21 protein-coding genes and 1 pseudogene are annotated in these 21,415 nt (G+C 70.2%); 10 read left to right on the top strand and 12 right to left on the bottom strand.

The genetic code is table 11. The annotated features are described in order from the left end of the window. Nucleotides 1-21 precede the first annotated feature (21 nt). Together WBG99_RS20615 and WBG99_RS20610 are read left to right on the top strand one after the other, a co-directional pair. Nucleotides 22-756 (top strand): alpha/beta fold hydrolase, encoded by a 735-nt coding sequence (locus WBG99_RS20615; RefSeq protein WP_338897703.1) that lies wholly within the window; start codon nt 22-24, stop codon nt 754-756. Between the two features lie 104 nt (nt 757-860). Beyond that, the gene (locus tag WBG99_RS20610; RefSeq protein ID WP_338897702.1) at nt 861-1,859 is read left to right on the top strand and encodes a winged helix DNA-binding domain-containing protein; all 999 of its coding nucleotides are present in this window, start codon (nt 861-863) and stop codon (nt 1,857-1,859) included. A 78-nt stretch (nt 1,860-1,937) separates the two neighbouring features. Here WBG99_RS20610 and WBG99_RS20605 read toward each other — a convergent pair whose 3' ends face one another. From WBG99_RS20605 to WBG99_RS20570, 8 genes and pseudogenes are all read right to left on the bottom strand, one after another. After that, on the bottom strand, nt 1,938-2,162 hold the full coding sequence (locus WBG99_RS20605) for a Tn3 family transposase (RefSeq protein ID WP_338897701.1): 225 nt from the start codon (nt 2,160-2,162) through the stop codon (nt 1,938-1,940). A 25-nt stretch (nt 2,163-2,187) separates the two neighbouring features. Beyond that, nucleotides 2,188-2,289, bottom strand: a pseudogene (locus WBG99_RS20600) (5,10-methylene tetrahydromethanopterin reductase); the annotation flags it as partial. 177 nt (nt 2,290-2,466) lie between these two features. Further along, nucleotides 2,467-3,087 (bottom strand): LysE family transporter, encoded by a 621-nt coding sequence (locus WBG99_RS20595; protein ID WP_338897700.1) that lies wholly within the window; start codon nt 3,085-3,087, stop codon nt 2,467-2,469. A 38-nt stretch (nt 3,088-3,125) separates the two neighbouring features. Further along, nucleotides 3,126-3,941 (bottom strand): AraC family transcriptional regulator, encoded by an 816-nt coding sequence (locus tag WBG99_RS20590; RefSeq protein WP_338897699.1) that lies wholly within the window; start codon nt 3,939-3,941, stop codon nt 3,126-3,128. A 437-nt stretch (nt 3,942-4,378) separates the two neighbouring features. Further along, nucleotides 4,379-5,632 (bottom strand): MFS transporter, encoded by a 1,254-nt coding sequence (locus WBG99_RS20585; protein WP_338897698.1) that lies wholly within the window; start codon nt 5,630-5,632, stop codon nt 4,379-4,381. Then, on the bottom strand, nt 5,629-6,612 hold the full coding sequence (locus tag WBG99_RS20580; protein WP_338897697.1) for a GNAT family N-acetyltransferase: 984 nt from the start codon (nt 6,610-6,612) through the stop codon (nt 5,629-5,631). The genes WBG99_RS20585 and WBG99_RS20580 overlap by 4 nt, the downstream gene beginning before the upstream one ends. Continuing rightward, nucleotides 6,609-7,208 carry a TetR family transcriptional regulator C-terminal domain-containing protein gene (locus WBG99_RS20575; RefSeq protein WP_338897696.1) on the bottom strand — a complete coding sequence of 200 codons (600 nt, stop codon included), beginning with the start codon at nt 7,206-7,208 and terminating at the stop codon, nt 6,609-6,611. Before WBG99_RS20575 ends, WBG99_RS20580 begins: the two co-directional genes overlap by 4 nt. A gap of 100 nt (nt 7,209-7,308) precedes the next feature. After that, on the bottom strand, nt 7,309-8,325 hold the full coding sequence (locus WBG99_RS20570) for a DMT family transporter (protein ID WP_338897695.1): 1,017 nt from the start codon (nt 8,323-8,325) through the stop codon (nt 7,309-7,311). Between the two features lie 81 nt (nt 8,326-8,406). Between WBG99_RS20570 and WBG99_RS20565 the strand changes: the two genes are divergently transcribed. Then, nucleotides 8,407-9,345, top strand: a complete 939-nt coding sequence (locus tag WBG99_RS20565) for a LysR family transcriptional regulator (RefSeq protein WP_338897694.1) — start codon at nt 8,407-8,409, stop codon at nt 9,343-9,345. 37 nt (nt 9,346-9,382) lie between these two features. On the opposite strand, the gene WBG99_RS20560 is transcribed toward WBG99_RS20565, so the two are convergent. The 3 genes from WBG99_RS20560 to WBG99_RS20550 form a co-directional block, all read right to left on the bottom strand. Further along, the gene (locus WBG99_RS20560; RefSeq protein ID WP_338897693.1) at nt 9,383-9,628 is read right to left on the bottom strand and encodes a hypothetical protein; all 246 of its coding nucleotides are present in this window, start codon (nt 9,626-9,628) and stop codon (nt 9,383-9,385) included. Between the two features lie 330 nt (nt 9,629-9,958). Next, complete coding sequence (locus tag WBG99_RS20555; protein ID WP_338897692.1) at nt 9,959-10,171, bottom strand: DUF397 domain-containing protein; 213 nt, start codon at nt 10,169-10,171, stop codon at nt 9,959-9,961. After that, nucleotides 10,168-11,043: a helix-turn-helix transcriptional regulator gene (locus WBG99_RS20550; RefSeq protein WP_338897691.1), complete on the bottom strand. Its 876-nt coding sequence runs from the start codon at nt 11,041-11,043 to the stop codon at nt 10,168-10,170. The genes WBG99_RS20555 and WBG99_RS20550 overlap by 4 nt, the downstream gene beginning before the upstream one ends. A 226-nt stretch (nt 11,044-11,269) precedes the next feature. Here WBG99_RS20550 and WBG99_RS20545 point away from each other — a divergent pair, with 226 nt between their 5' ends. From WBG99_RS20545 to WBG99_RS20525, 5 genes are all read left to right on the top strand, one after another. Then, on the top strand, nt 11,270-11,671 hold the full coding sequence (locus tag WBG99_RS20545; protein ID WP_338897690.1) for an ATP-binding protein: 402 nt from the start codon (nt 11,270-11,272) through the stop codon (nt 11,669-11,671). Nucleotides 11,672-11,827: 156 nt separating this feature from the next. Then, nucleotides 11,828-13,414: a serine/threonine-protein kinase gene (locus WBG99_RS20540; protein ID WP_338897689.1), complete on the top strand. Its 1,587-nt coding sequence runs from the start codon at nt 11,828-11,830 to the stop codon at nt 13,412-13,414. Nucleotides 13,415-13,774: 360 nt separating this feature from the next. Next, the gene (locus tag WBG99_RS20535) at nt 13,775-14,776 is read left to right on the top strand and encodes a hypothetical protein (protein ID WP_338897688.1); all 1,002 of its coding nucleotides are present in this window, start codon (nt 13,775-13,777) and stop codon (nt 14,774-14,776) included. Between the two features lie 63 nt (nt 14,777-14,839). After that, nucleotides 14,840-16,903 (top strand): ATP-binding protein, encoded by a 2,064-nt coding sequence (locus tag WBG99_RS20530; RefSeq protein WP_338897687.1) that lies wholly within the window; start codon nt 14,840-14,842, stop codon nt 16,901-16,903. Nucleotides 16,904-16,908: 5 nt separating this feature from the next. Then, entirely contained in the window at nt 16,909-18,540 is a 1,632-nt protein-coding gene (locus tag WBG99_RS20525) for an ABC transporter substrate-binding protein (RefSeq protein WP_338897686.1), read from the top strand. 456 nt (nt 18,541-18,996) lie between these two features. On the opposite strand, the gene WBG99_RS20520 is transcribed toward WBG99_RS20525, so the two are convergent. Continuing rightward, nucleotides 18,997-19,230, bottom strand: coding sequence for a hypothetical protein (locus WBG99_RS20520; protein WP_338897685.1), 234 nt, complete (start codon nt 19,228-19,230; stop codon nt 18,997-18,999). 125 nt (nt 19,231-19,355) lie between these two features. Between WBG99_RS20520 and WBG99_RS20515 the strand changes: the two genes are divergently transcribed. Both WBG99_RS20515 and WBG99_RS20510 read left to right on the top strand, forming a co-directional pair. Continuing rightward, the gene (locus WBG99_RS20515; protein WP_338897684.1) at nt 19,356-20,699 is read left to right on the top strand and encodes a potassium transporter TrkG; all 1,344 of its coding nucleotides are present in this window, start codon (nt 19,356-19,358) and stop codon (nt 20,697-20,699) included. Next, nucleotides 20,692-21,381 (top strand): TrkA family potassium uptake protein, encoded by a 690-nt coding sequence (locus WBG99_RS20510; RefSeq protein WP_338897043.1) that lies wholly within the window; start codon nt 20,692-20,694, stop codon nt 21,379-21,381. The genes WBG99_RS20515 and WBG99_RS20510 overlap by 8 nt, the downstream gene beginning before the upstream one ends. Nucleotides 21,382-21,415: the final 34 nt, after the last annotated feature.

Genomic DNA, 21,415 nt, shown 5'->3' with positions numbered 1-21,415 from the left:
ACCTCACTTCTGGGAGATCACATGGCCACCTTCGTACTCGTTCCCGGCGCCTGGCTCGGGGCATGGGCCTGGGAAGACACCGCCCGCGCTCTGCAGGAGCGCGGCCACACGGCGCTGCCGCTGACACTGACCGGCCTGGCCGAGCACGCAGACCAGGGCGGACCCCAGACGGACCTGGACACGCACATCGCGGACATCACGGGATTCGTCGAGCGGAACGATCTGCGCGACGTCACGCTGGTCGCCCACAGCTACGCGGCTGCCCCGGTGACCGGGGCAGCCGGACGTCTCGGCGACCGGCTGGAGCGCGTGATCTACGTGGACAGCGCCCCGTTCGCCGCAGGCATGTGCATGCTCGAGCTCATGCCACCGCAGGCAGCGGACCAGCTGCGCCAGCAGGTCGACGCGTCTGGCGACGGGTGGCGGCTACCGATGCCGCCGTTTGAGGTCCTGGGCTTGTCCAGCAGCCTCGACGGGCTCGATGAGGGCCAGCGGGACGCTCTGCGCTCGCGTGCCACCCCTCAGCCGTTCGGCACTTTCACCCAGCGTCTCGCCGGCCCGGCCGAGCCCGGTCCCGGTGGGGACCGTGTCCTGGTCGCCTGCCGTGACTTCACGGGGCTGCTGGATGCCGGGGTGCCGATGCTGGCCTACCTGAACCAGCCGCCGTGGCGGCGCTTCGACCTGCCCACCGGGCACTGGCCGATGCTGTCCGCGCCCGCCGAACTCGCCCGCGTCCTCGACAAGGCCGTCTCCTGACCGCGCCGGCCGAGAGGCACAGCCCGACGCCTGACCACGAGAGCATCCGCAGGCTGCGGGCCTGTGCTCAGGCCCTGGCCGGCGGAGCACGCGAGGCCTCTGCCGTGACGGTCGTCCGACGGGTCTTCGCCATCCAGGCCCAGGACGCCACGGCCGCCGACCTGGGCATCCGGGTACGCGGCCGGGACATCACCGCCCAGGCCATCCGCACGGCATACGAGAAAGAGCGGAGCATCGTCCGCAACTGGTACATGCGCGGCACCCTGCACACCATCCCCAGCAACGACGCCCGCTGGGTGTTGCAGTTGCTGTCCCCGCGCATCCTTGCCGCAACCAGCCGCCGCTACCAGCAGCTGGGCCTGGGCGATGATCTGCGCCAGCGAGCCGACCATCTCATCCGCCGTGCTCTTGCCGCGCACGGCCCACTCACCCGGGCCGAGCTGACCGAGCGCCTTACCACCCTCGGTATTCCGCCGGACGGGCAGGCGCCGTTCTACCTGATCCGCCACGCAGCACTCACCGGCACCCTCTGCCATGGTCCGCAGCGCGCCGGTGAGGCCACGTATGTGCTGCTCGACGACTGGCTGCCCTCCACCGGGCGCTTCCGGTGGGAGGGCGACGATGCTCTCGCCGAGCTGGCCCGCCGGTACCTGACCGCGCACGCCCCCGCCACCTTGGAGGACTTCGCCGCCTGGTCCGGACTGCCGATCACCTGGGCCCGCAGGGCCTGGAAAATGCTGGCGGAATCAAGCGTGATCACCGAGTACGGCGCATTGACCATGCTCGCCGGGCGGGTGAAAGAACTCCCACGCTCGTCTGACACCCCGGACGTTCGCATGCTGCCCGCCTACGACAACTACCTGATCGGCTACCGCACCCGCGAGGCGTCCGTCCCCGCTCTCCACCAGACCCGCGTCTGGCCAGGAGGCGGCCTCATCCGCCCCACCGTCATCGCCGACGGCCTGGCCATCGCCACCTGGACCCGTGGCCCCGGCTCGCGCTCCATCCAGGTGGATGCGTTCGAACCTGTCCCGCCTCAGATCGAGCAGGGTATCGACATGGATAAGGAGGCCGTCGTCGGCTTCCTGCGGCCCACCACATAGCCGATCCGCATCCCGATCCAAAAAGGGCCGCATAGGCGAGAACGTTGGGTCAAGCGGCCTGACCGAGGCCGGCGGCGATCAGACCCTGCTCACGGAGCGGGGTGAAGTCGACGTCAGCTTCGGGTCGTACGCTTCCGGCTGGATGCCGAGTTCGTGGGTGCTGTACTCGCCGAACCGGTTGATGTGTTCGGTCAGGTACGGCGAGATGTGCGCCAGGTCTTCCGGGTCGATCTCCCATCCCTCCTCCAGCAGCTGGCGGACGATCTCCGCGATGTCCAGGGCGTTGTGCCGAGATCCCCCCATGCCATCCGAGGTCCTCGACCACTCACAGGTCGTCTACTCCCAGCGCCTCGACATCCCGCGCGAACCCCTGCAACCCCTGCGGAGCCCAGTCGCGGTCGTACATCACACCGATTCGAACGTTCGGCACGTGCGGGTGTGGCCGCAGCGTTTCCAGGTGGGGTCCTAGAGGGCTTTTTCGAGCAGGTCCTCGACCTCGTACAGGCCGAGTTCCTCACTCTCCCGTTGATCGACGGCTTCTCACACCCGGGCAGACCGGAACGGATCGTAGCCGCACGGTCCGTCACATCTCCCAGCGCACCGCTCGTCACATGAGCCGGCACAGTTGAAGAATCGCGAAGACCAGGAGCGAGACACCGCAGCAGGCTTCGAGCACACGTATGGCCACTGACGGCAGCGCCCTGCGTAGCACCACGATGACCCCCGCCGAGATCAGGCACCACAGCATTGAGGAGGCCATGAACCCGGCGAAGAAGACGCCCAGCTTCGTCGTGCCGCCCGAGCCCAGGATGGCGCCCACCCCACCGGCCGCCCCCGACCAGTAGACGACGTTCCATGGGTTCGCCAGCGACATGCCCGCTCCCACAGCCATGGCCTTGCGGTCCTGTTTGTCGTACGGCTCCGCCGTCGGACCGGGCACCTTCCGCGCGAGTGCGTCGCGTAGGCCCGCTGCCCCCAACCAGGCCAGCAGCAAGCACCCGGTCACCGTGAGTGGCACGCGCAAGGCAGGCACCGCGAACAGCGTCCCCACGCCTGCCAGGCCGAGCACCGCCCACACGGCATCGCCCACAAGCGAGCCGACCTGGACCGCGAAGGCCGGGCGGAACCCGCCCCGTATCCCGCGTCGCAGGGACTCGCTGAACACCGCGCCTGGTGTCGCGTTGAACACCAGCCCCAACCACATAGCCACCATGAAGATCTCGAACATGGCAGCCACTGTGCGTGGGGTCGGGCCGTCCGGTCTTGTCAGATGTTGATCTGGGACAGCCGACGGTACCGGCCCGGCGTGATGGCGTACGCCGCGGTGAAGTGGCGGTGGAAATGCGCCTGGTCGGCGAAGCCGAGCCCGTGCGCGACGTCGACGACGGGCTCGCCTCTACGCAGCCGACGCCGCCCCTCGGCCAGCCGGGCCGACAGGTGCCAGGCGTAGGGCGGGGCGCCGGTGGCGCGGGTGAACGTCCGGATCAGATGCTCCCGGGACATGCCTGCCTCGTCGGCCAGCTCGGCCAGTCGGGGCGCGCCGGACAGGTCGGTGCGGAGCCGGTCAAGCACCGCGGCGATCCGGGCGTCAGCGGGCTCTGGAGCACGCGCGCGCCGTCCTGCGGCCAGGTCGAGCAGCCGCGACAGCACGAGCACCAGTCGCTCCTGAACCAGAGCAGCGGATTCGGCGGGCGAAGGGTGTCCCTCCGGTGCCAGCTTGCGGAATGCCCTGGCGGCAGCGAGGAACTCGGCGTGTAGGTGCGGAGAACGGACGACGGGCCGTTCGAAGTCGACTGCGGCATCGCCGGTCAGCGATTCCACCACCGTTGCCGGGACGTACCAGCTCACGGCCGCGAAGGACATCTCGGGCGGGACCTGGGTGGTGCACGACTGGACCTGGCCGGGGTTGTAAACGGTGAACTCGTCCAGGCCCACGTCGAACGAGGTGCGATCCAGCCGGACCCGCTCCAGGCCGCAGAGGTTGACGCTGATCACGTACTCGTCGTGGCTGTGCCGCGGGAACCCGCCCGACGGGGGACGCACTACCGCCAGCTGACCTCCGCCCGACTCCATGACCTGCATGCACAGAGGCTACGACAGGACGCGAACGTGGCCGGACAGGGGGAGAAACAGTAGGAACTCTGTTCGTTCGGGCAGGCCCGCTGATCGATACAACGGGAGGCGACCTGCTCGGCGCCGCTGTGGCCGGGCCCGCCGACCCACAGGGCCGAGCCGCCGATGAGGGGCCCGGAGGCGGACTTGGGGCCGGAGAGGGGGTAGGGCTTGACCGTGTACAAGAAGGGTGGCGCCGTTCTTGACGGTTGGCGGCCGCGCCGCTGCTGTTGTACATCATTGCACCTTGCCGGAGTTGAAGGCGTCGATGGCGTTGGCGCCGTCGACGCCGGTGTCCAGGCCCGCCCCGCTGGTGCAGAGGTCGGCGACGGTGATTCGGGCTGCGGCTCACGCTGTCACTCGTCCGGGGATGTGGTGCGAGGTGTCGGTGGGTTGTGAGGCGGCGTCTAGCAGGGCGGGTGCCGCGGGGCACGCCGGGGCCGCACGGTCGGGATGCCGGGGTGTGGTGCGTGCCGGTGACGGTCTGGCCCTCGCAGCAGCAGGGCCCAGTAGCCGACAGCGGCGCAGACACTGAGAACCGTGCAGGCGGCCCACAAGGTGTCGGGGCCGAAACGGTCGATGACGATGCCGGCGCACAGGGGCGCGGCCATGGTGGCAATGGCCCAGGACAGCGCGTGGATGCCCTGGTAGCGGCCTCGGGCAGTGCTTGTCGAGAACCGTGCGATCAGGCCCATGTTCACCGGCGAGTGCACGATCTCCCCCAGCGTCCACACCACGACGGCGATCGCGTACACGGCCGCGTCTCCGGCGAGGGCGTTGAGGCCGAAGCCGCCTCCGCACAGCAGCGCGGCCAGGACGAGCAGACGGCCCGGGTTCGAGCCTTCGAGTCTGCGGCCGAGCGGCAGTTGCAGGGCGACGATGAGGATGCCGTTCAGACTGATCACCAGCCCGTACTGGGCCGCGGTCAGGCCGTCGCGGTCCATGGCCACCGGCAGCCCGGCAGTCGCCTGCTGGAACACCACGATCAGGAGGAAGGACAGGCCCACGGCTGCCAGGAACGGCCTGTCCCGCAGCACCGTCCGAAATCCGGCGCTCTTCTCATCGACGCCTTCTCCATCGGTCTCCGCCGGGTCGGTCATGGTCTCCGGAAGTCTGACGGCGATCACGAGCGCGGAGAGCAGCGTCGCTGCCGCCTCGATGAGAAACAGCCACCGGTATCCGTAGGAGGAGATGAATCCGGCGCTCGCCGCGGCGACGCCGAAGCCAATGTTGACGGCCCAGTAATACAGAGAGAACGCCCGCATCCGGTCTGCGGGAGGAACCAGGTCCGTCAGGACCGTCTGGACCACCGGGCGGGAGGCTCCGCTCGCCGCGCCGGCCGCGCAAGCGAGTACAGCGATCAGCAGGGGCTGGTCAGCGAAACCCAGGGCTGAGGTCAGCCCTGCCGCCGTCACCTGCGCGACCAGCAGGGTGGTCCGCCGCCCCACTCGGTCGGCCAGCATGCCGCCCACCACAGAAGCAGCCGCGCCGCCCGCTCCGAAGAGCGCCGCGACCAGTCCGGCGAAGCTCGCTGAGTAGCCGCGTTCCGCCGTCAGATACAGGACCAGGAAAGGGGCAACGAAGGAGCCGAGGCGGCCGATCAGAATGCTTGCCCACAACCACCAGAAAGGGCGCGGCAGCCCGGAAGCGGCCTGTCTCATCTGCCGGTGACCGCAGCAGTGTGCCGGGCATCGGCGGCGGAGTGGTCAGCACTCATGGGCGGCAGGTTGCCCGTTGTGACATCGACGAGGTCATGGCGCCATGCGGCTTCGTCGGTCAGACTTCCGGTCGCCCGGTACTGACGGACCTGTGGCGCATCGGACAGGGCCTCGGCAGCCTCGGCAACCGGCACCGGCCGAAAGCCCAGCCGTTCCCACACCGGTCCGGCGCCGGTGGAGAACAAGTACGCCGTATGCCCGCCCTGTGCGGCCGCTTCCGTGAGAACGCGCCGCACCAGCCGCCGCGCGGCTCCGCACCCCCGAAGATCGGGGCGGACCGCGACGCTGCGCAGCAGCACGCAGTGACCCTGCCGCTCCAGGCCCACGGTCGTGGCCGGCCCCGCCGCATCCCTGGTGAGCCAGTAACGAGTGCCGGGAGCCAGGACGTCCTGGGGCGGGAGCCCCTGGCCCGCGAGGAAGGCCGTGATCTCCTCCCGGTCCTCCGGCCCCGCTTCGGGCAGCGCCAGCGGCTTGGCATAGCAGCGGCTGAGCGTCTTGTGCTGGTAGGGCGGGTAGTTGGGGATGAGGGCATAGCCGGCGCGGGTGTACAGCGCGATGGCCTCGGGCTGGTGGACGGCCGTCTCCAGGCGCATCTCGGTGTGGCCGAGGGCGGTGGCGGTGCGCTCGGCCTCGGCCAGGAGGCGAGCGGCTATGCCCCGGCCGCGCGCCTCTGGCGTGACGTACATGCGCTTCAGTTCGGCGGCGCTGTCCGGGAACGGGAAGGGCTGCACGGCGCAGCAGCCGACCGGCCGGCCGTCGGCTTCGGCGAGCAGGAAGCGGATCCCGGGGCTGATGTGGGCGCCGCCGGTGCACGGCTCGTCCGGGTAACGCGCCGTGAGGTCGGCGTCGAGGTCGCGTACCAGCTGCTCGATCCTCGGGTCGTCGGCCGTCACGGCGGTGATGATGGGGTCGGGCGAGGTCACAGGCTTCCGTTCCGTTCGAGGATCAGGTCGAGCTGGGTTTCCAGGACGCGCCGCTGGAGGTCGGGCGGATAGGCGTCCGGGTCGGTCACGGCGTTCAGGGCGAGCCCGTCCAGACAGGCGACGAGGCTGCGCACCCGGATGTGGAGGTCGGCTGGTTCCGGGCGGTCGAGGCAGGCGGCCTGCACCAGACCAGTCAGGCGGCTGATCCAGGAGGCGTGACTGCGGATGTGCTCGGCGAGCAGTGCGGGGTCGTTTCGGGTGCTGAGGAGGAACTGGGACCAGACGGCGGCCTCCAGATGCCGCTCGGCGTCCAGGGGCAGGGCCTGCTCGGCCACGGCGTACAGCGTGTCGCGGGCGTTCTCGCCGATGGCAAGGGTGTCGATGCGCGCCGCCATCCGACGGTGCATCTCGGTGCGGGCATGGGCCAGGAGCGCCTTCTTGTCGGCGAAGTAGTGCGTGACCATTCCCGTGGTGCAGCCCGCTGCGGCGGCGACCGCGCGCAGGGTCAGGCCCTCCAGGCCGCTGTCCGAGACGACATGCCATACAGCTTGGGAGATCGCCTCCCGCCGCTCTTCGTGGTCCACCTGTCTCGGCATCCGCCCGCCCTTTTTTACATAACAGTCGTTGCGTAACGGCTGATACGTTACCACGGGCGGGTCTTCCTCGGCGGCTTTGTCTGGCGGGCGGGAACCGTGGTTACGTCTTCGTCAGCTTGTGTCCTGAAGGCGCGACCACCGCTCCATTCTGTGAATGGACGGGCTCTGCCGCGGCGCCGCTGTGGTGGGCGCCGTGGGGTGGGTCGGCAGTCATGAGGACTGCGGTGTCCCGCTCCGGGCCGGTGCGGTGGGCGCGCTCGATGGCCTGACCCCAATAGGTTCCGGCGACCATGAGCGACGCACCGAGGGCAGACAGGACGGTGAGCCTTTCGCCGCCGAGGCCGATTCCCACCGCGACCGCCCAGACCGGTTCGGTGCCCAGCAGGAGGCTGGCCCGGCTGGCTGACGTCCGCTGCACCGCCCATGTCTGCGCCAGGAAGGCGAAGAGGCTGCAGAACAGAGCCAGATAAGCGAGCTGAGCCCAGGTCATGGCATCGCTGTGCGCCAGCGTCCCCAGGTTGGACGCGGCGGGTGCCAGAAAGAGTGCGGAGCCGACGAGGGACTGGACGGCCGTGAGGTGCAGCGGGCGCAGAGTGCGGCCCGCGGAGAGTCGACCGACGAGCGCGACGTGTCCGGCACGCACCGCTGCGGCGGCGAGCATCAGCAGGTCGCCGGTCCGCACGGTGTGCAGTCCGGTGCCGGACAGAAGGAACCCCACGGCCAGGACGCACAGACCGGCAGCCGCGAAGAACGTCAGAGGCAGCCTGCCGCTGCCACCCGTGCGGTCCAGCAGCGGCGTCAGCACGATGGTCAGGCTGATGATCAGGCCCGCGTTGGCGGCGCTGGTATGTGCCACCCCGTACGTCTCCAGCACCAGGACCGCCGCCTGCGTGACGCCCAGCAGCGCCCCCACGCGGAGCTCGGGGCGGGTCCAGCGTCGGGACGCCCCACGGGAGGCGACCAGAGCGAGGCAGACGATCGCCGAGATGGCATACCGGGCGAACAGCACCACGAGGACCGGCAGAACGGCGGTGGCCGTCTTCGCCGACAGGTAGCTGGAACCCCAGACGATCGCAACGAGGAGAAGTATCAGGTCGGTACGGCGGGCATCACGCATGCGCCACACGCTGCCCGACCAGGAAACTGAAGCCCAGTGCCAACCTCTGAAACTACGCTGTAGCAGCCCTACACTATTGAGGTGGATGCACGACAACTGCGGATCCTGCGGGAACTGAGAGAGCTCGGCAGCGTCACCGCGGTCGCCGAAGCTCTGCTGGTGACGCCCTCGGCGGTCTCGCAGCAACTGCGGCTGCTGCAACGCTCGATCCCCGTGCCGCTGACCGAGCGCGCGGGACGCCGGGTGGTGCTCACCGAGGCCGGGCAGGCACTGGCCGACGCCGCGATCGAGGTGGAGACCGCCCTGGCACGAGCACGGAACGCCGTCACTGACTACGTCGAACAGCCCGACGGCGTCGTCTCGGTGGCCGCCTTCCACAGTGGAGCGGCCACGTTCTTCCCTCTTCTGCTGCGCGGCCTCACCGGCCCGGGCCGCCCCCGCCTGGCGCTCGCCGACGAGGACGTAGCCCAGAACCACTTCCCCCGCCTCACCCGCGACTACGACCTCGTGCTCGCCCACCGGCTCGACCACGCTCCGGCATGGCCGCGCACCGTGACCGCCACCACGCTGCTGCGCGAACCGCTCGACATCGCGGTACCGATCGACCACCCGTTGGCCGCACGGCGCCAGCTGTCCCCGCAGGACGTGGCCGATCAGCCCTGGATCACCGTGCACGACGGATTCCCGCTGCTGGCCACCATCGAGGCCATCGCCACTGCCGCGAACCGCCGGCCCGACATCGTCCACCGCGTCAATGAATTCTCCGTGGTCGCCGAGGTCGTGGCAGCCGGCGGCGGTTTGGCACTCATGCCGCGTTGGACGGCGCGTCCCCACCCCGCGGTCGTCCTCAAACCGCTCAGCGGTGTACACACCCACCGCCACATCGACGTACTGCACCGTCCCGAACGCATCGCCCGCAATGCCGTCCGCACGGTTCTCGCCGAGCTGCACCGCGCCGCCGCAGTAATCCAGACCCGGGACGACGAGGTCCAGCCAGGTGCCGACGACCACGGTGACTGAATGCGGACACTGAGGAGCAATGCTCGGAACCTGTGGATCAGCCTCGGGTCGAACGCCAAGGGCGTACCTTCCCGAATGATCCTCTGAAGGTCTCCGAGTAGGCCCGCGTTCGCAGCGCGGGTCGGGAAGGCCCGCCCGTGCTCAGCGTAGTCACCGATGACGGCTCCACCCACTCCGGTTCCCTGATCGACGAGATCGTGCGCCGGGTGCCGTCCACGAGCCGCTCGACCTTGGCCACGGCCAGGCCGTCCAGGTCGAGCAGCAACGTCGTATTGTTGTCCAAGCCCGTGTGTCCAGGTGATCAAGCTGCGTAGAGAACAGTCATGATCACTTACGACCACGGGCTTCCTGCATCCAGGGCCCAACTCCCCTCCTTCTGACCGTCAGTGACGGTGCGGCAGGCCACCCGAGACCAGACCCCGCTCAAGTTCGAAGACCCGGCAAGGTCGCCGTCGCCGTCCTGGCCAAGGATGTGAAGTAGCAACGCTGCATCGGATCCGCCCCCGCGGACTCATCTGCCAGACCGGTACTCCAGGTCTCGGCTGACCCTGCACGACGTGGGTGCCCAGCGGCTCGTGCGACTGGGCACCCACCGGGGTGACGAATGTACGGCTCAGACGGCCTGGTCGGCGGCCAGCCGGACGAGCCCGGCCCACGCCTCGGGGGTGACCGTCAGAACCGGTCCGGATCGGACCTTCGAGTCCCGGATGTGTACGGCGTCCACGGCGGCTGCGACCTCCACGCACTGCCCGCCCTCGGCGCCGCTGTAGCTGCTTTTGCACCAGGCGAGTTCCAGAGCGGCATCCGAGCTACCTGCGGTGTTCATAGCTCTCCCAGCAACTTCTCGATGAATCCCAGGGACTCTCGCGGAGTGAGAGCCTGCGATCGGATGATCCCATAGCGCGCGGCAGCGAGACGCACCTCTTCTCGGTCCGTCAGGAGGCTGCTGCGCCCTTGGACCTCCATGTACGTGACCTGCTCGCCGCCCTTCCGCGTAAGAACCGTGAACGGGCCGTCCACTCCCGCGTTGTCCTCCCGGTCGAGCGGCATGACCTGGATCTCCACATTGCGCTTCTGGCCGATGAGCAGTAGCTGTTCGAGCTGCCCTCGCAGCACTGCCTTCCCGCCGAGAGGCTTACGCAACACGGACTCTTCGAGCACGAAGCTGAGCAGTGGTGCAGGCCAGCGATCGAAGATCACCTGCCGGGCGAGTCGCGCTGCCACCCGCAGCTCGATCGTCTCCTCGTTCAGCAGCGGGCGCCGCATGGCGAGCAACGCCCGCGTGTACTCCTCCGTCTGCAACAGCCCGTTGACCACGTGGGAGTCGTAGGCGCACAACTCGACCGCCTCCGCCTCCAACCGCGCCATGTCCCGGAAGAACGCCGGATACTGTGCCCGCCCCACCTCCTCCTTCAGCGCCTTGAGGACGCCCCCGGCGTCCAGCACCTCGTCCGCGCGGTCGATGAACCTCGGCGGGGGAATCCGCCGGCCCTGCTCGAAGGAGGCGATCGACTGGCCCGCGTAGCCCGTGAGCTTCCCGAACTCCGGTCGTTCCAGGCCCGCCCGAACCCGCAGCAGCTTCAACTGCCGCCCGAACGCCGTCACCACGCCCGACCCCGGCTCGTCCTCCGGCCTGGGCCCACCGTCTTCCCGCGCGCCCTCGGCCTCGCCCTGCTCCACCGATTCCACCGACTCCATCGGCTCCACCGCCTCCCCGGCCCGGTTCCCCGGCCCAACGCGCCCGCCCCGAGCCGGTCACGCGGCGCGCCCCGTACACCTCCCGCCCCGTCGCGTACAAACGGAACGCGGCGGTGCGTCACCACTGGTCACGCTACGCCACCACCGGGAGCGTTGAGGGCATGACCAGTGAGACCGCTCCCCCGACCGCGTCCCCCGACCCGCCAGCCCCACAAGCCACTTCGCGATGCGCTTCAGCTCCACTCCGCGCGGCGCGCGGCTCGCCCGGCGTCTTGCCGGGCAGCGGCTCGACGCGTGGGGCATCCCCTATGACTGCGACACGCACCACGCACTGACGCACATCGTCGCCGAGCTCGCCGCCAACGCCGTCCGGCACGGCCGGGTCTCCGGCCGCGACTTCCACCTCTCGTTGGTCCGCGACGCCATGACCGTACGGATCGAGGTCACCGACACCCGCACCGAAGGCGTACCGGTCGTACCGGTCGCAGCGACGCCCACGGACCTCCGCGACACCGGCCGCGGCCTGCTCCTGGTGGAGCACCTCGCCGACCACTGGGACTGGCACCCGCGCCGGGACGGCCCCGGCAAGACGGTCTGGGCGGAGTACGTCCTGCCTGCGGGAGGCTGACCGGCCGCCGCGCCCTCCTGCCCGTCGTCCACCGCGCGCCCATGTCCATGGGCATGGGCATGGGCATGTCGCACCGCGACCGCTGGACGGCGGATCGACGCAGCGGTCACACTTGACTCCTGACCGTGACTGTTCATCACGCACACCGGGGGCAAGGTGCCGCAGGAGGCGATCTCCGACCGTTACGAACTCCTGGAGGAGCTCAGCCACGGCGGCATGGGCGACGTGTGGCGCGGCTACGACGCCGTGCTCGACCGGCCCGTCGCCGTGAAGCTCATCCGGCAGGCGTCGGTCACCTCCCCGCAGTTGGCCGAGGAGTTCGCCAAGCGCTTCCGTCGCGAGGCCCGCATCACCGCGCGCATCCAGCACCCCGGCGTGCCGCAGGTGTACGACGCGGTGCTCGACGCGTCGTACGAGCGGCTGTTCCTGGTGATGGAGCTCGTCGACGGCGTACCGCTGTCCGCCTATCTCGACCCCGGCCGGCCGCTGCCGGTCAGCTGGGCGGCGGCCGTCGCCGCGCAGGTCGCGACCGTGCTGTCGTACGCGCACGACGTGCCGGTGATCCACCGGGACCTCAAGCCGGGCAACATCCTCGTCGCCCGTGACGGCACGGTGAAGGTCCTCGACTTCGGCATCGCGGCGATCCTGCGCACCGACGTCACCAAGCTGACCGCCACCGGCAGCCCCATCGGCACCCACCAGTACATGTCGCCCGAGCAGGTCCGGGGCGGACGCATCACCCCGGGGACCGACCTGTACGCGCTGGGCTGTGTGCTGCACGAACTCCTCAGCGGGTGCCTCGCGTTCGAAGCGGCCAGCGAGTACCTGCTGATGTACCAGCACGTCAACGCCGCCCCCACCCCGCTGCGCCGGCTGCGGCCCGACGTCCCCGAGGCGCTGGAGGAGCTGGTCCTGCACCTGCTGCGCAAGGCGCCCGAGGCACGGCCCGCCGACACGCAGGAGGTGTACGCGCGGCTGCTGCCGTTCCTCCCCCCGCCAGGCGGAGAACCCGGCACGGCCGATGCCGGGCCGGCCGGCGCGCCCGACCCGACGGGCGTGTTCCGTCACCCCTTCGCGCCCCGCGCCCGCGCCCAGGCCCCCGCACCCGGCGGTTCGACGCCGACAGCCGTCCTCCCGGGGGCCCGGCCGGTGCCCGTCCCCGCCCGGCTGCGCGAGGACATCAAGGAGGCGTACGCCCACTCCGACGCCCTGCTGGGGGAGGAGCGGTTCGCGCAGGCCGCCGAGGTGCTCGGCGAGGTCATCGAACCCGCGGCCCTCGCCCTCGGCTCCGAGAGCAAGCCGGTGCTGGCGCTGCGCCGCCAGCGAGCGGCGATCCGCCTCCTCGGCGGCGACTACCGGGCCGCCCTGCCCGAGTTCGACGCTCTCGCCGACGCGTACGCCCGCATCGCCGGACCCACCGGCGAGCAGGCCCGCGCCTGCCGCGCCCAGGCGGCCCGGTGCCGCGCCGAACTCGGCCAGGTCACCGACGCGCTCGCCGCGCTCCAGGGCGTGCTGAACGTCGTGCGGGCCGTCGACAGCGACGTGAGCGAGGAAGCCGTGGAGCTACGGCACAACATCGGGATGCTGCTGCTCGCCCAGGGCCGGGCCGTCGAAGCCCGGCAGGTCCTCGAACCGCTCCACCAGGACATGTGCATGGTGTTCGGCCCCGACGACGAGATGACCGTCGAGATCGCCGAGGCACTCGCCGTGATCCGCCTCGGGCTCGACGGTTCGGCTTCCTGACCCGCTGCCTCCAGAAGCGGCATCGGCCGAAGCCGTGCTGCTCGCGATTCGACGACCGCAGCCGACTCCCCCGCTCTCGTTCCCGCGGGCTCGTGGGGACGCCGTGGGAACGCCATGGGAACGGAAGGCCGGGTGAAGGCGGGGAACGATCGGACAAGGACGGCAGGCCGAACCGCATGCCTCCGGCACCGGCGACAGGAAGGACCGCCCCATACTGCTCATGGCCGACTTGGGGTGATTTCACCGGCGTTGTACCTCTGCGCCAGGTGAATCGACCTGATTACAGGAGTGAGAGCAGGGTAGGTGCCGCAGTTGAGCCGTCGGTGCGAAGACGAACAGGATCCGTCATTGTCAGCCTCAGTGCCCGCGTTCAGGGATTACGACGACTTCGCCGCGTACGTCGAGAGGTACGGTCCCCGCCTCCTGCTGTGGATCTGGGACAGGGCGGAGGGGGAGCCGGGCCACCAGATCTCCTGCGCGGAGTTCGGCTCTCTGCAGAGCATTCCCATGAGCGCGGTCCGGGCCATCGTCGACCATCTCAGCGCCGAGGAGCTGATCAGCTCCCATGGCGGACACGGCACGGACACGGGTGCTCCCGTGGTGACGCTCCGGACCGCCGGGGCGGAGCGGGCTCGCCGGCTGCAGGCCCTGCGCGCGAACTCGGTCCAGCGGGGCCGTCACGCGGCACGCGCCGTACTGCACTGGATTCACGCCAACCCGCACCGGCAGCCGCTGCGGATCAGCGGATTCCTCGATTCGCCGGACGTCTTCTTCCTCGGTGAACCCCTCTCCCGGAGCGAGGTCGCCCGGGCCCTCACCTATCTGGCCGAGGAGGGCCTGATCACCTGTGAGGGGCCGCCGTTCCACAACGACGTCGGCTCACACGTGGCCCTCACCTCACAGGGCGTGAGCGCCGTGCTCAGCGGCTCCTCCGACATCGTCGCGTACGTGGCACAGCAGCGCGAGCGCCGTCGGCCCGCCCAGCACACCCATATAGAGGCCGAGACGATCGGGCACATCACCCAGGGCGACTCCGACAACAGCGTGCACAGCAGCATCGAGGTGCACACCGCGCTGGGACCCGCCGACCTCGCCCGGCTCATCGCGGAGCTGGCACCGGGACTGGACCTCGAACCGGAGTCCCGCGCGGCCCTGCTGCGCAGCGCGGACGCCCTGGCGCGCGGCGACGACGACAGCGGCGACAGCGGCGACAGCGGCGGCGACGGTACCCCCGGGCCGGACCGGCAACGCGGGCTGATGGAGGGGATGCGGCGCCTGCTGGGCAGCGCCCCCGACACGGTCGGCAGGCAGTTCCTGCTGGACGCCGTCGGCCAGGCGCTGGGGAGGCTGCTCGGAAGCTGAGCCAACGGGAGCACGCAGAACGACAACGGCACCGGAGACGGTGGCAGAACGGGGGAGAGGGCGATGCGGATGCCCTTGTACGCACGGGACTCCATCCTGCGCGCGTTGGTGCCCCGTCTGGTCGGCCTGGCCGCCGACCGACGGGAACTCGTCCTCCGGGAACACCGCGACGACCTCCCCGTGACGCTGCTGACCGGCCTCCACGGCATGGGCAGGACAGCGGTCCTGGACTCCCTGGAAGAGGCCTACCGCGGGCGCGTTCCGCTCGGCAGGGTCGATGCCGCGCAGATCGAGCAGGGGCGGTGGTCCGGTTCCACGGCGGCCAACACGTCGGCCGTGGTGGAGATCCTGGAGCAGCTGGTGTGCGGGCTGGCGCCCGTGGTCCCCGGTGCCGGGCGGCTGCGGTTCTCCCGTCTGCTGCCCGGACTGTTCGCCGTGTCCAGCTGGCACCGCGGCAGCGAGGTCGAACAGTCGCTGGCCCGTGACCGGATCGCGCGCCTCCTCGTGGCCTGCGGTCTCGAGAAGGGCACGGCCGACGCGGACGGCAGCCAGTGGACGTACGACGTCAGCGACCGCCTCGCCGACCCGGACCGGCGCCGGCACGACCTGGCTCCCGTCACCGAGGCGGTCGTCCAGCAGTACTTCGGCCGGCACACCCGCAGCCGCGCCGAACGGCTGGTGCACCAGTGGTACCAGAGCCGTTTCCCGGGCTCCGAGGACGGTGAAGCCGCCCTGATCCGGCTGAGCCTGCGCTTCCACCAGGGCGGCGACTTCCAGCGCGCGGTCGAGCACACCCTGATCGCCGCGTTCCTCGAAGACCTCACCGACGCCCACGGCCGGTGGCATCGGATCAACCGGACACCGCGCCCCCTGGTCCTGCTGGACAACGCGCACACCGCCGCCGGACAGCGCGTGCTCGGCCTGCTGCTCGAACACCGTGCCGCGCCCGAGTCCGGCACCCGCGACCCGCTGGTCGTCGTCGCGACCCGGCTGGGCGACGGCGCGGACCTCTACCCGGACGCGACGCGCCGCGAACCGCCCGAACTGCTCCACGCCTCCGGCTGGGAGCGCACCGTCCCCGGCTCGCCGTCGGCGGGACTGCTCGTGATCCCCTTGACACCGCTGACCCACGACGACCTGCTGCTGATGCTCGACCCGGCCGAGGGCCCGCTCCACCGCCATCTGCCGTCGGCACTGCACGCGCTGACCCGGGGGCACCCGGGGGGCAGCAGGATGCTGTGCGAGGCGGTCGTACGCGCCAGTGGACGACGCGCCGTCGCACCGGAGGAGTTGCTCGACCTGCCGGCCGAGGAGGGACGACCGGTCGCCGAGGTGCTGCTGGAGCAGCTGATTCCGCAGCCCCAGCTGCGCGCCCGTCTTATACCGCTCGCCCTGGCCCGCGACCGGGAGGCCGCACAGGCGCTGGTGGCGGCGTCCGCACCGGCCGGTGGCGGCTTCCCGGGCGCCGGGCTCCCGTCCGCCGCCCAGTACCTGGAGGAGGAGCACTGGACGGCCGGGACGGACGGCGCCGCCCCCGCCACAGGTTTCGTCTCCGACCCGTTCCTGCGCGCCCTGCTGCTCCACGGGGCCCGTACGACCTCCGCGGCAGCCCCGCCGGGACGGCGCTGGGAGGATCTGCACGCTCTCCTGCGCGAGCACCACGCGGCACAAGGAGCCGGGCACGAGCCCGACGTGCTGCGGCACACCCTGGCGGCGGGGGGCGCGGATCCGGTGGTGAGCGCGCTGACCGAGTACTTCGGCACCTGGGAGGCGGGCCGCTGGCTGGACACCCTCCGGTACGCCGCCGAGGCCCCCCGGCCCCCGTCGGACCGGTGGACCGACGAGCGCGCCGAGATCGCCCGCGGTGCCCATGACCACCGCTACGCCGAGACCGACGACGTACGCAGATCCGTCAACAGGCTGCTGCACACGCTCTGGTACCTCTCCGAGACCTACGCGGAACCCCTGCCCGACCTGTGTGACGACCTCGGCTCCGAGCTGGCGTTCCTGTCGATGCGGCATCCCGCGGGGCGCGCCGTGCTCAACGAGGCCGCTCGGGCCTGGCCGGCCGCGGCACGCGAGCGAAGACCCTACCCGACGTACGGCTCCGCCCGAGACGAGGAGTGAGGACTGTGCTGAACCGCTTCAGGAACCGTGCTCTGGGACCGGCCGACAAGGCGGTCGTCCTCGCGGTGGGCGTCGTGCTGCTCGCGGCGGTCGCCTTCGTGGTCGTACGGCTGCTGCCCGAGAAGTGCGGCGACGGGCTGGAGGCAGCCGGGGACGAGTGCGTGGGCGTGACCGCCGGAGTCCTGCGGGGCGATCCGGAGCTGGAGGGCCTGATACACGCCGTGGCGGACGAGAACGCCCGGGTGGAGAGGAGCTGGACGCGCCCGGAGAACGGTCAGGCCGGCATCCCCTACGTGCGGATCGCCCTCATGATGCCGTTCACCAGCGATGCCACCAGCACCATGAGCACGGAGCAGATCGCCCGCGCACTGGCGGGCGCCCACGCCGGCCAGCTTCGGGCAAACGCGCAGGCGGGGCCGGGCTACCAGCTGCTGCTGGCCCACGACGGGAAGGACCTGGACCAGTGGGAGCCCGTCGTCGACCGGCTCGCCGGGATGACCGACGACGAGGCGCCGCTGGTCGGCGTGTTCGGCATGCCGAGCAGCACTCCGGACACGCTCGCCGCGGCCGAGGCCCTCTCCGCTCACCGGATCCCGGCGATCGGCCCCATCCTCACCTCGACCACCATGGAGGCCGGGTACCTCTTCAAGACGTCCCCGTCGAACGAGCTCTTCGCCGAGGCGCTGCGGGAGTACCTCGACAAGAACCCGGGGAACGGTACGGGCTTCCTCGTCTCGGACCGGCGAGAGCGGGACAGCTACTCCGCCGACCTGCGCAGGGTCTTCCTGGCGCACTTCGGCAAGGAGTACGGGCTGAAGCAGCGGCAGGCGTCCTATCTGGGACTGACCGGCGACGACGAGGGCGTCCCCCAGCGCTTCTCCGACGCCGCCCGCAGCATCTGTCTGACCGAAGCGGACACGGTCTTCTTCGCGGGACGCGATCACGATCTGCCCCACCTGGTGGACCGGCTGGCGAACGAACCCTCCTGCGACCACGGGAAGCCGACGCGCATCCTGAAGGTGGGGATCGGCATGGATCCCGAGTCCACCACGGCGGACATCACCGAGCAGCTACGGGAGGCCCGGATCACGCTCGTGGACGCCGCCTCCGTCGACACCCGGTCCTGGGCGGGGAACGAGAAGCTCCCGGCCGGGCCGCGCGGCTTCCTGAAGCAGTTCGAGAAGCTGCGGGCGGACCTGAACGACTCGGCACACGAGCACAGGAAGCCGTGGGGGAACAAGCCTCTGGACGACGGCTACGCGGTCATGTACTACGACGCCTTCACCGTGCTCTCCCAGGCCACCGGCCGGGCGTACGACGACATCAACGGCGAGAAGGAGGGGAGGGAAGGAGAGGCGGAGACCAGCGAGGCCGCGGTCCTGCCGAGGCATGACGACGTCTACAACACCGTCATCAACATGAACATCCTCGGCACCCGGTCCGGGGCGAGTTGCGTCAACTGCGTACGGGGAGCCAGCGGCACCTTCGGCTTCGACGACTCTCCGGACACACGGAAGTGGGCGGTCTGCAAGCCCGTGCCCGTCATCGAGTACCCGGAACCGGCCTCCGGCGCGAAGCCGAAGGCGGCCGGGATCTACCGCAGCCACGAGGACATCTTCAACGGCACCTGTCCCTGACGGACCGGGGTCGGGCCGGACGAACCTCTCGGCGTGCACCCGCCGCGCCGGGACCTGCAGGTCCGCAGGCCGAAGAGCACGGCCCTGGTCATGGCGGGAGGGCCGCAGACGTACACGTCGCGTTGGGAGCATGCGGAGCGTGAGCCCGGTCCGTTCACGCCAGAACCGTCGAATCCAACCGGGGCGAGCAACCATTCACCGGTACTTCTCCGACCGTCAGGTCCTTCACACGGCGCTCATCACCGACTCGTGGATGACGCTACGAGCGGCGATCGAGCATGCCGGCACCATTATCTAGGGCTGTCAAGTGAATCTGCTGCTCAACGCAGGGAAGCGCGTACAGGCAAGTAAGGCATGTTGGCGGAGTTGATCGTCGCGGAGTGAGGCAGACGAGCGAACGAAGCGGATGATGCACGAAAGCGGTTTCCCTGTGGGCCGCCGAGCCATCAAGGTCTGTCAGGGCCGATAGATCATTTCGATCAGGCCTGCAACGATCAGAACCCATGCCGCGATGCCCAGCAGCCACAACGCGTCGCTGAGAGCACCGGCTGTGCCCAGGAGCGCGGCGGCCAGGAACAGGGCGTACTCGATGCGTCGCATGCCATGGTCGGGGCCGGACAGTCGGTTGTCCGGGGGCCCCGGTACCGACCGGCGCGAGGTGTGCGGACGGTTGCCGTGGCGGGGGCGCATGCTGCAAGCCTAGACACGGCGACGGGCGTACGGCAGGGTCCGGTGCCGGGGACGGGTGCTGGTGTTGTCTATCGTCTCCGGGTGCGAACAATCGTGGTGCCTGTCCGCTGGGCGGAGGGCTTGTTGTGGTGACGCGGCGGTGGCCGCGCCTTCGGCATCCGGCGCAGGTGGTCGTGGCGGGTTTCGCCACGGCGATCGCGGGCGGGACCGGTCTGCTGATGCTGCCGGTGGCCAAGACGGGACCGGGCGGTGCCAGCGTGCTGGAGGCGCTGTTCACTTCCACCTCCGCGGTGTGTGTGACCGGTCTGGTCGTGGTGGACACCCCCGGCTACTGGAGCGGCTTCGGGCAGGCGGTGATCCTGGCGCTCATCCAGGTCGGCGGCTTCGGCATCATGACCTTCGCCTCCCTGCTGGTCCTGCTGGTCTCCCACCGCATCGGCCTGAAGGCGCGCATGACGGCCGCCGCGGAGACCAAGACCCTGGGGCTGGGCGATGTCCGCGCGGTCGTGACCGGTGTGGTCAAGGTCAGCCTGCTGCTGGAGGCGGTCACCGCGCTGGTGCTGGCCGTGCGGTTCGCCACCGCCTACGACGAGTCCTGGCCGCGCGCGCTGTGGCTGGGCGTCTTCCACGCCATCTCCGCGTTCAACAACGCCGGATTCGCCCTCTACTCGGACAGCCTGATGGGCTTCGTCACCGATCCGTGGATCTGCCTGCCCGTCGCGCTGGCGGTCATCGCGGGCGGACTGGGCTTCCCCGTGCTGTTCGAGCTGCGCCGCCGGTTCCGCAAGCCGCGCGGCTGGTCCCTGCACACCAAGATCGTGCTGTGGGCCACCGGGATCTTCCTTCTCGGAGGCAGCGCGTTCATCACCGCGATCGAATGGTCCAACCCCGCCACCCTGGGCCCCCTGGACACACCGGGGAAACTGCTGGCCGGGTTCTTCCAGGGCGTCATGCCGCGTACCGCCGGGTTCAACAGCATCGACACATCCCAGATGAACCCCGCGAGCTGGCTGGGCACGGACGTGCTGATGTTCGTCGGCGGGGCCAGCGCCGGCACCGCCGGCGGTATCAAGGTCACCACCTTCGCCGTGCTGTTCTTCGTCATATACGCCGAGATCCGCGGTGAGGGCGCGGTCAACATCTTCCACCGCCGTCTGCACGGCGACCTTCAGCGTCAGGCCCTGACCGTGGTGCTGCTGTCCGTGGCCGCCGTCGCCATCACCACCGTGGCCTTCATGGTCTTCTCCGACCACAGCCTGGACCAGTCGCTGTTCGAGGTCACGTCCGCCTTCGCCACCGTCGGCCTGTCCACCGGCATCACCGCCGACCTGCACCCCGGTCTGCAGCTGCTGCTGATCGCGTTGATGTTCATCGGCCGGCTCGGCCCCATCACCGTCGCCTCCGCGCTCGCCCTGCGCGCCCGCGTCCGCCTGTACGACCTTCCCGAGGAGCGACCCGTCATTGGCTAGGAAGACCACCCCCAGGAAACGGCGCACGGCCCCGCAGGGCTCCGTCGTCGTCATCGGCCTGGGCCGCTTCGGCCGCGCCCTGGCCCTGGAACTCGTCGACGAGGACACCGAAGTGCTCGGCATCGACGAGAACGCCGAAGTCGTCCAGGCCCTCTCCGGCTCCCTCACCCACGCCGTGCGGGCCGACTCCACCAAGGAGGACGCCCTGCGCCAGCTGGGTGTCCACGAGTTCGACCGCGCCGTCGTCGCCATCGGGACCGACCTCGAAGCCAGCATCCTCACCGCCTCGCTGCTGATCTCCTTCGGCATCGAGAACGTCTGGGCCAAGGCCATCAGCGAAGCCCACGGCCGCATCCTCACCCAGCTGGGCGTCCCCCACGTCGTCTACCCCGAGCACGACATGGGCCAGCGCGTCGCCCACCTCGTACGGGGCCGCATGCTCGACTACATCGAATTCGAGGACGACTTCGCCATGGTCAAAACCAACCCGCCCGCCGACATCATCGGCCTCCCCCTGTCCAGCAGCGCCGTCCGCTCCCGCCACGGCATCACCGTCGTCGCCATCAAACGCCCCGGCGAAGGCTTCACCTACGCCACCGCCGAGACCGTCGTGGAAGCGGACGACACCATCATCGTCGCCGGACGCACCCGGGCGACCGAACGCTTCAGCGAACTTCAGTAGGACAGGAAGACGGCAGACATCGGCCTCGCCTGTG

The organism is Streptomyces sp. TG1A-60 (assembly GCF_037201975.1).
Lineage (GTDB): Bacteria > Actinomycetota > Actinomycetes > Streptomycetales > Streptomycetaceae > Streptomyces.
The sequence above is the reverse complement of the archived record's forward strand: the minus strand, read 5'-3'. Positions and strand labels throughout refer to the sequence as shown.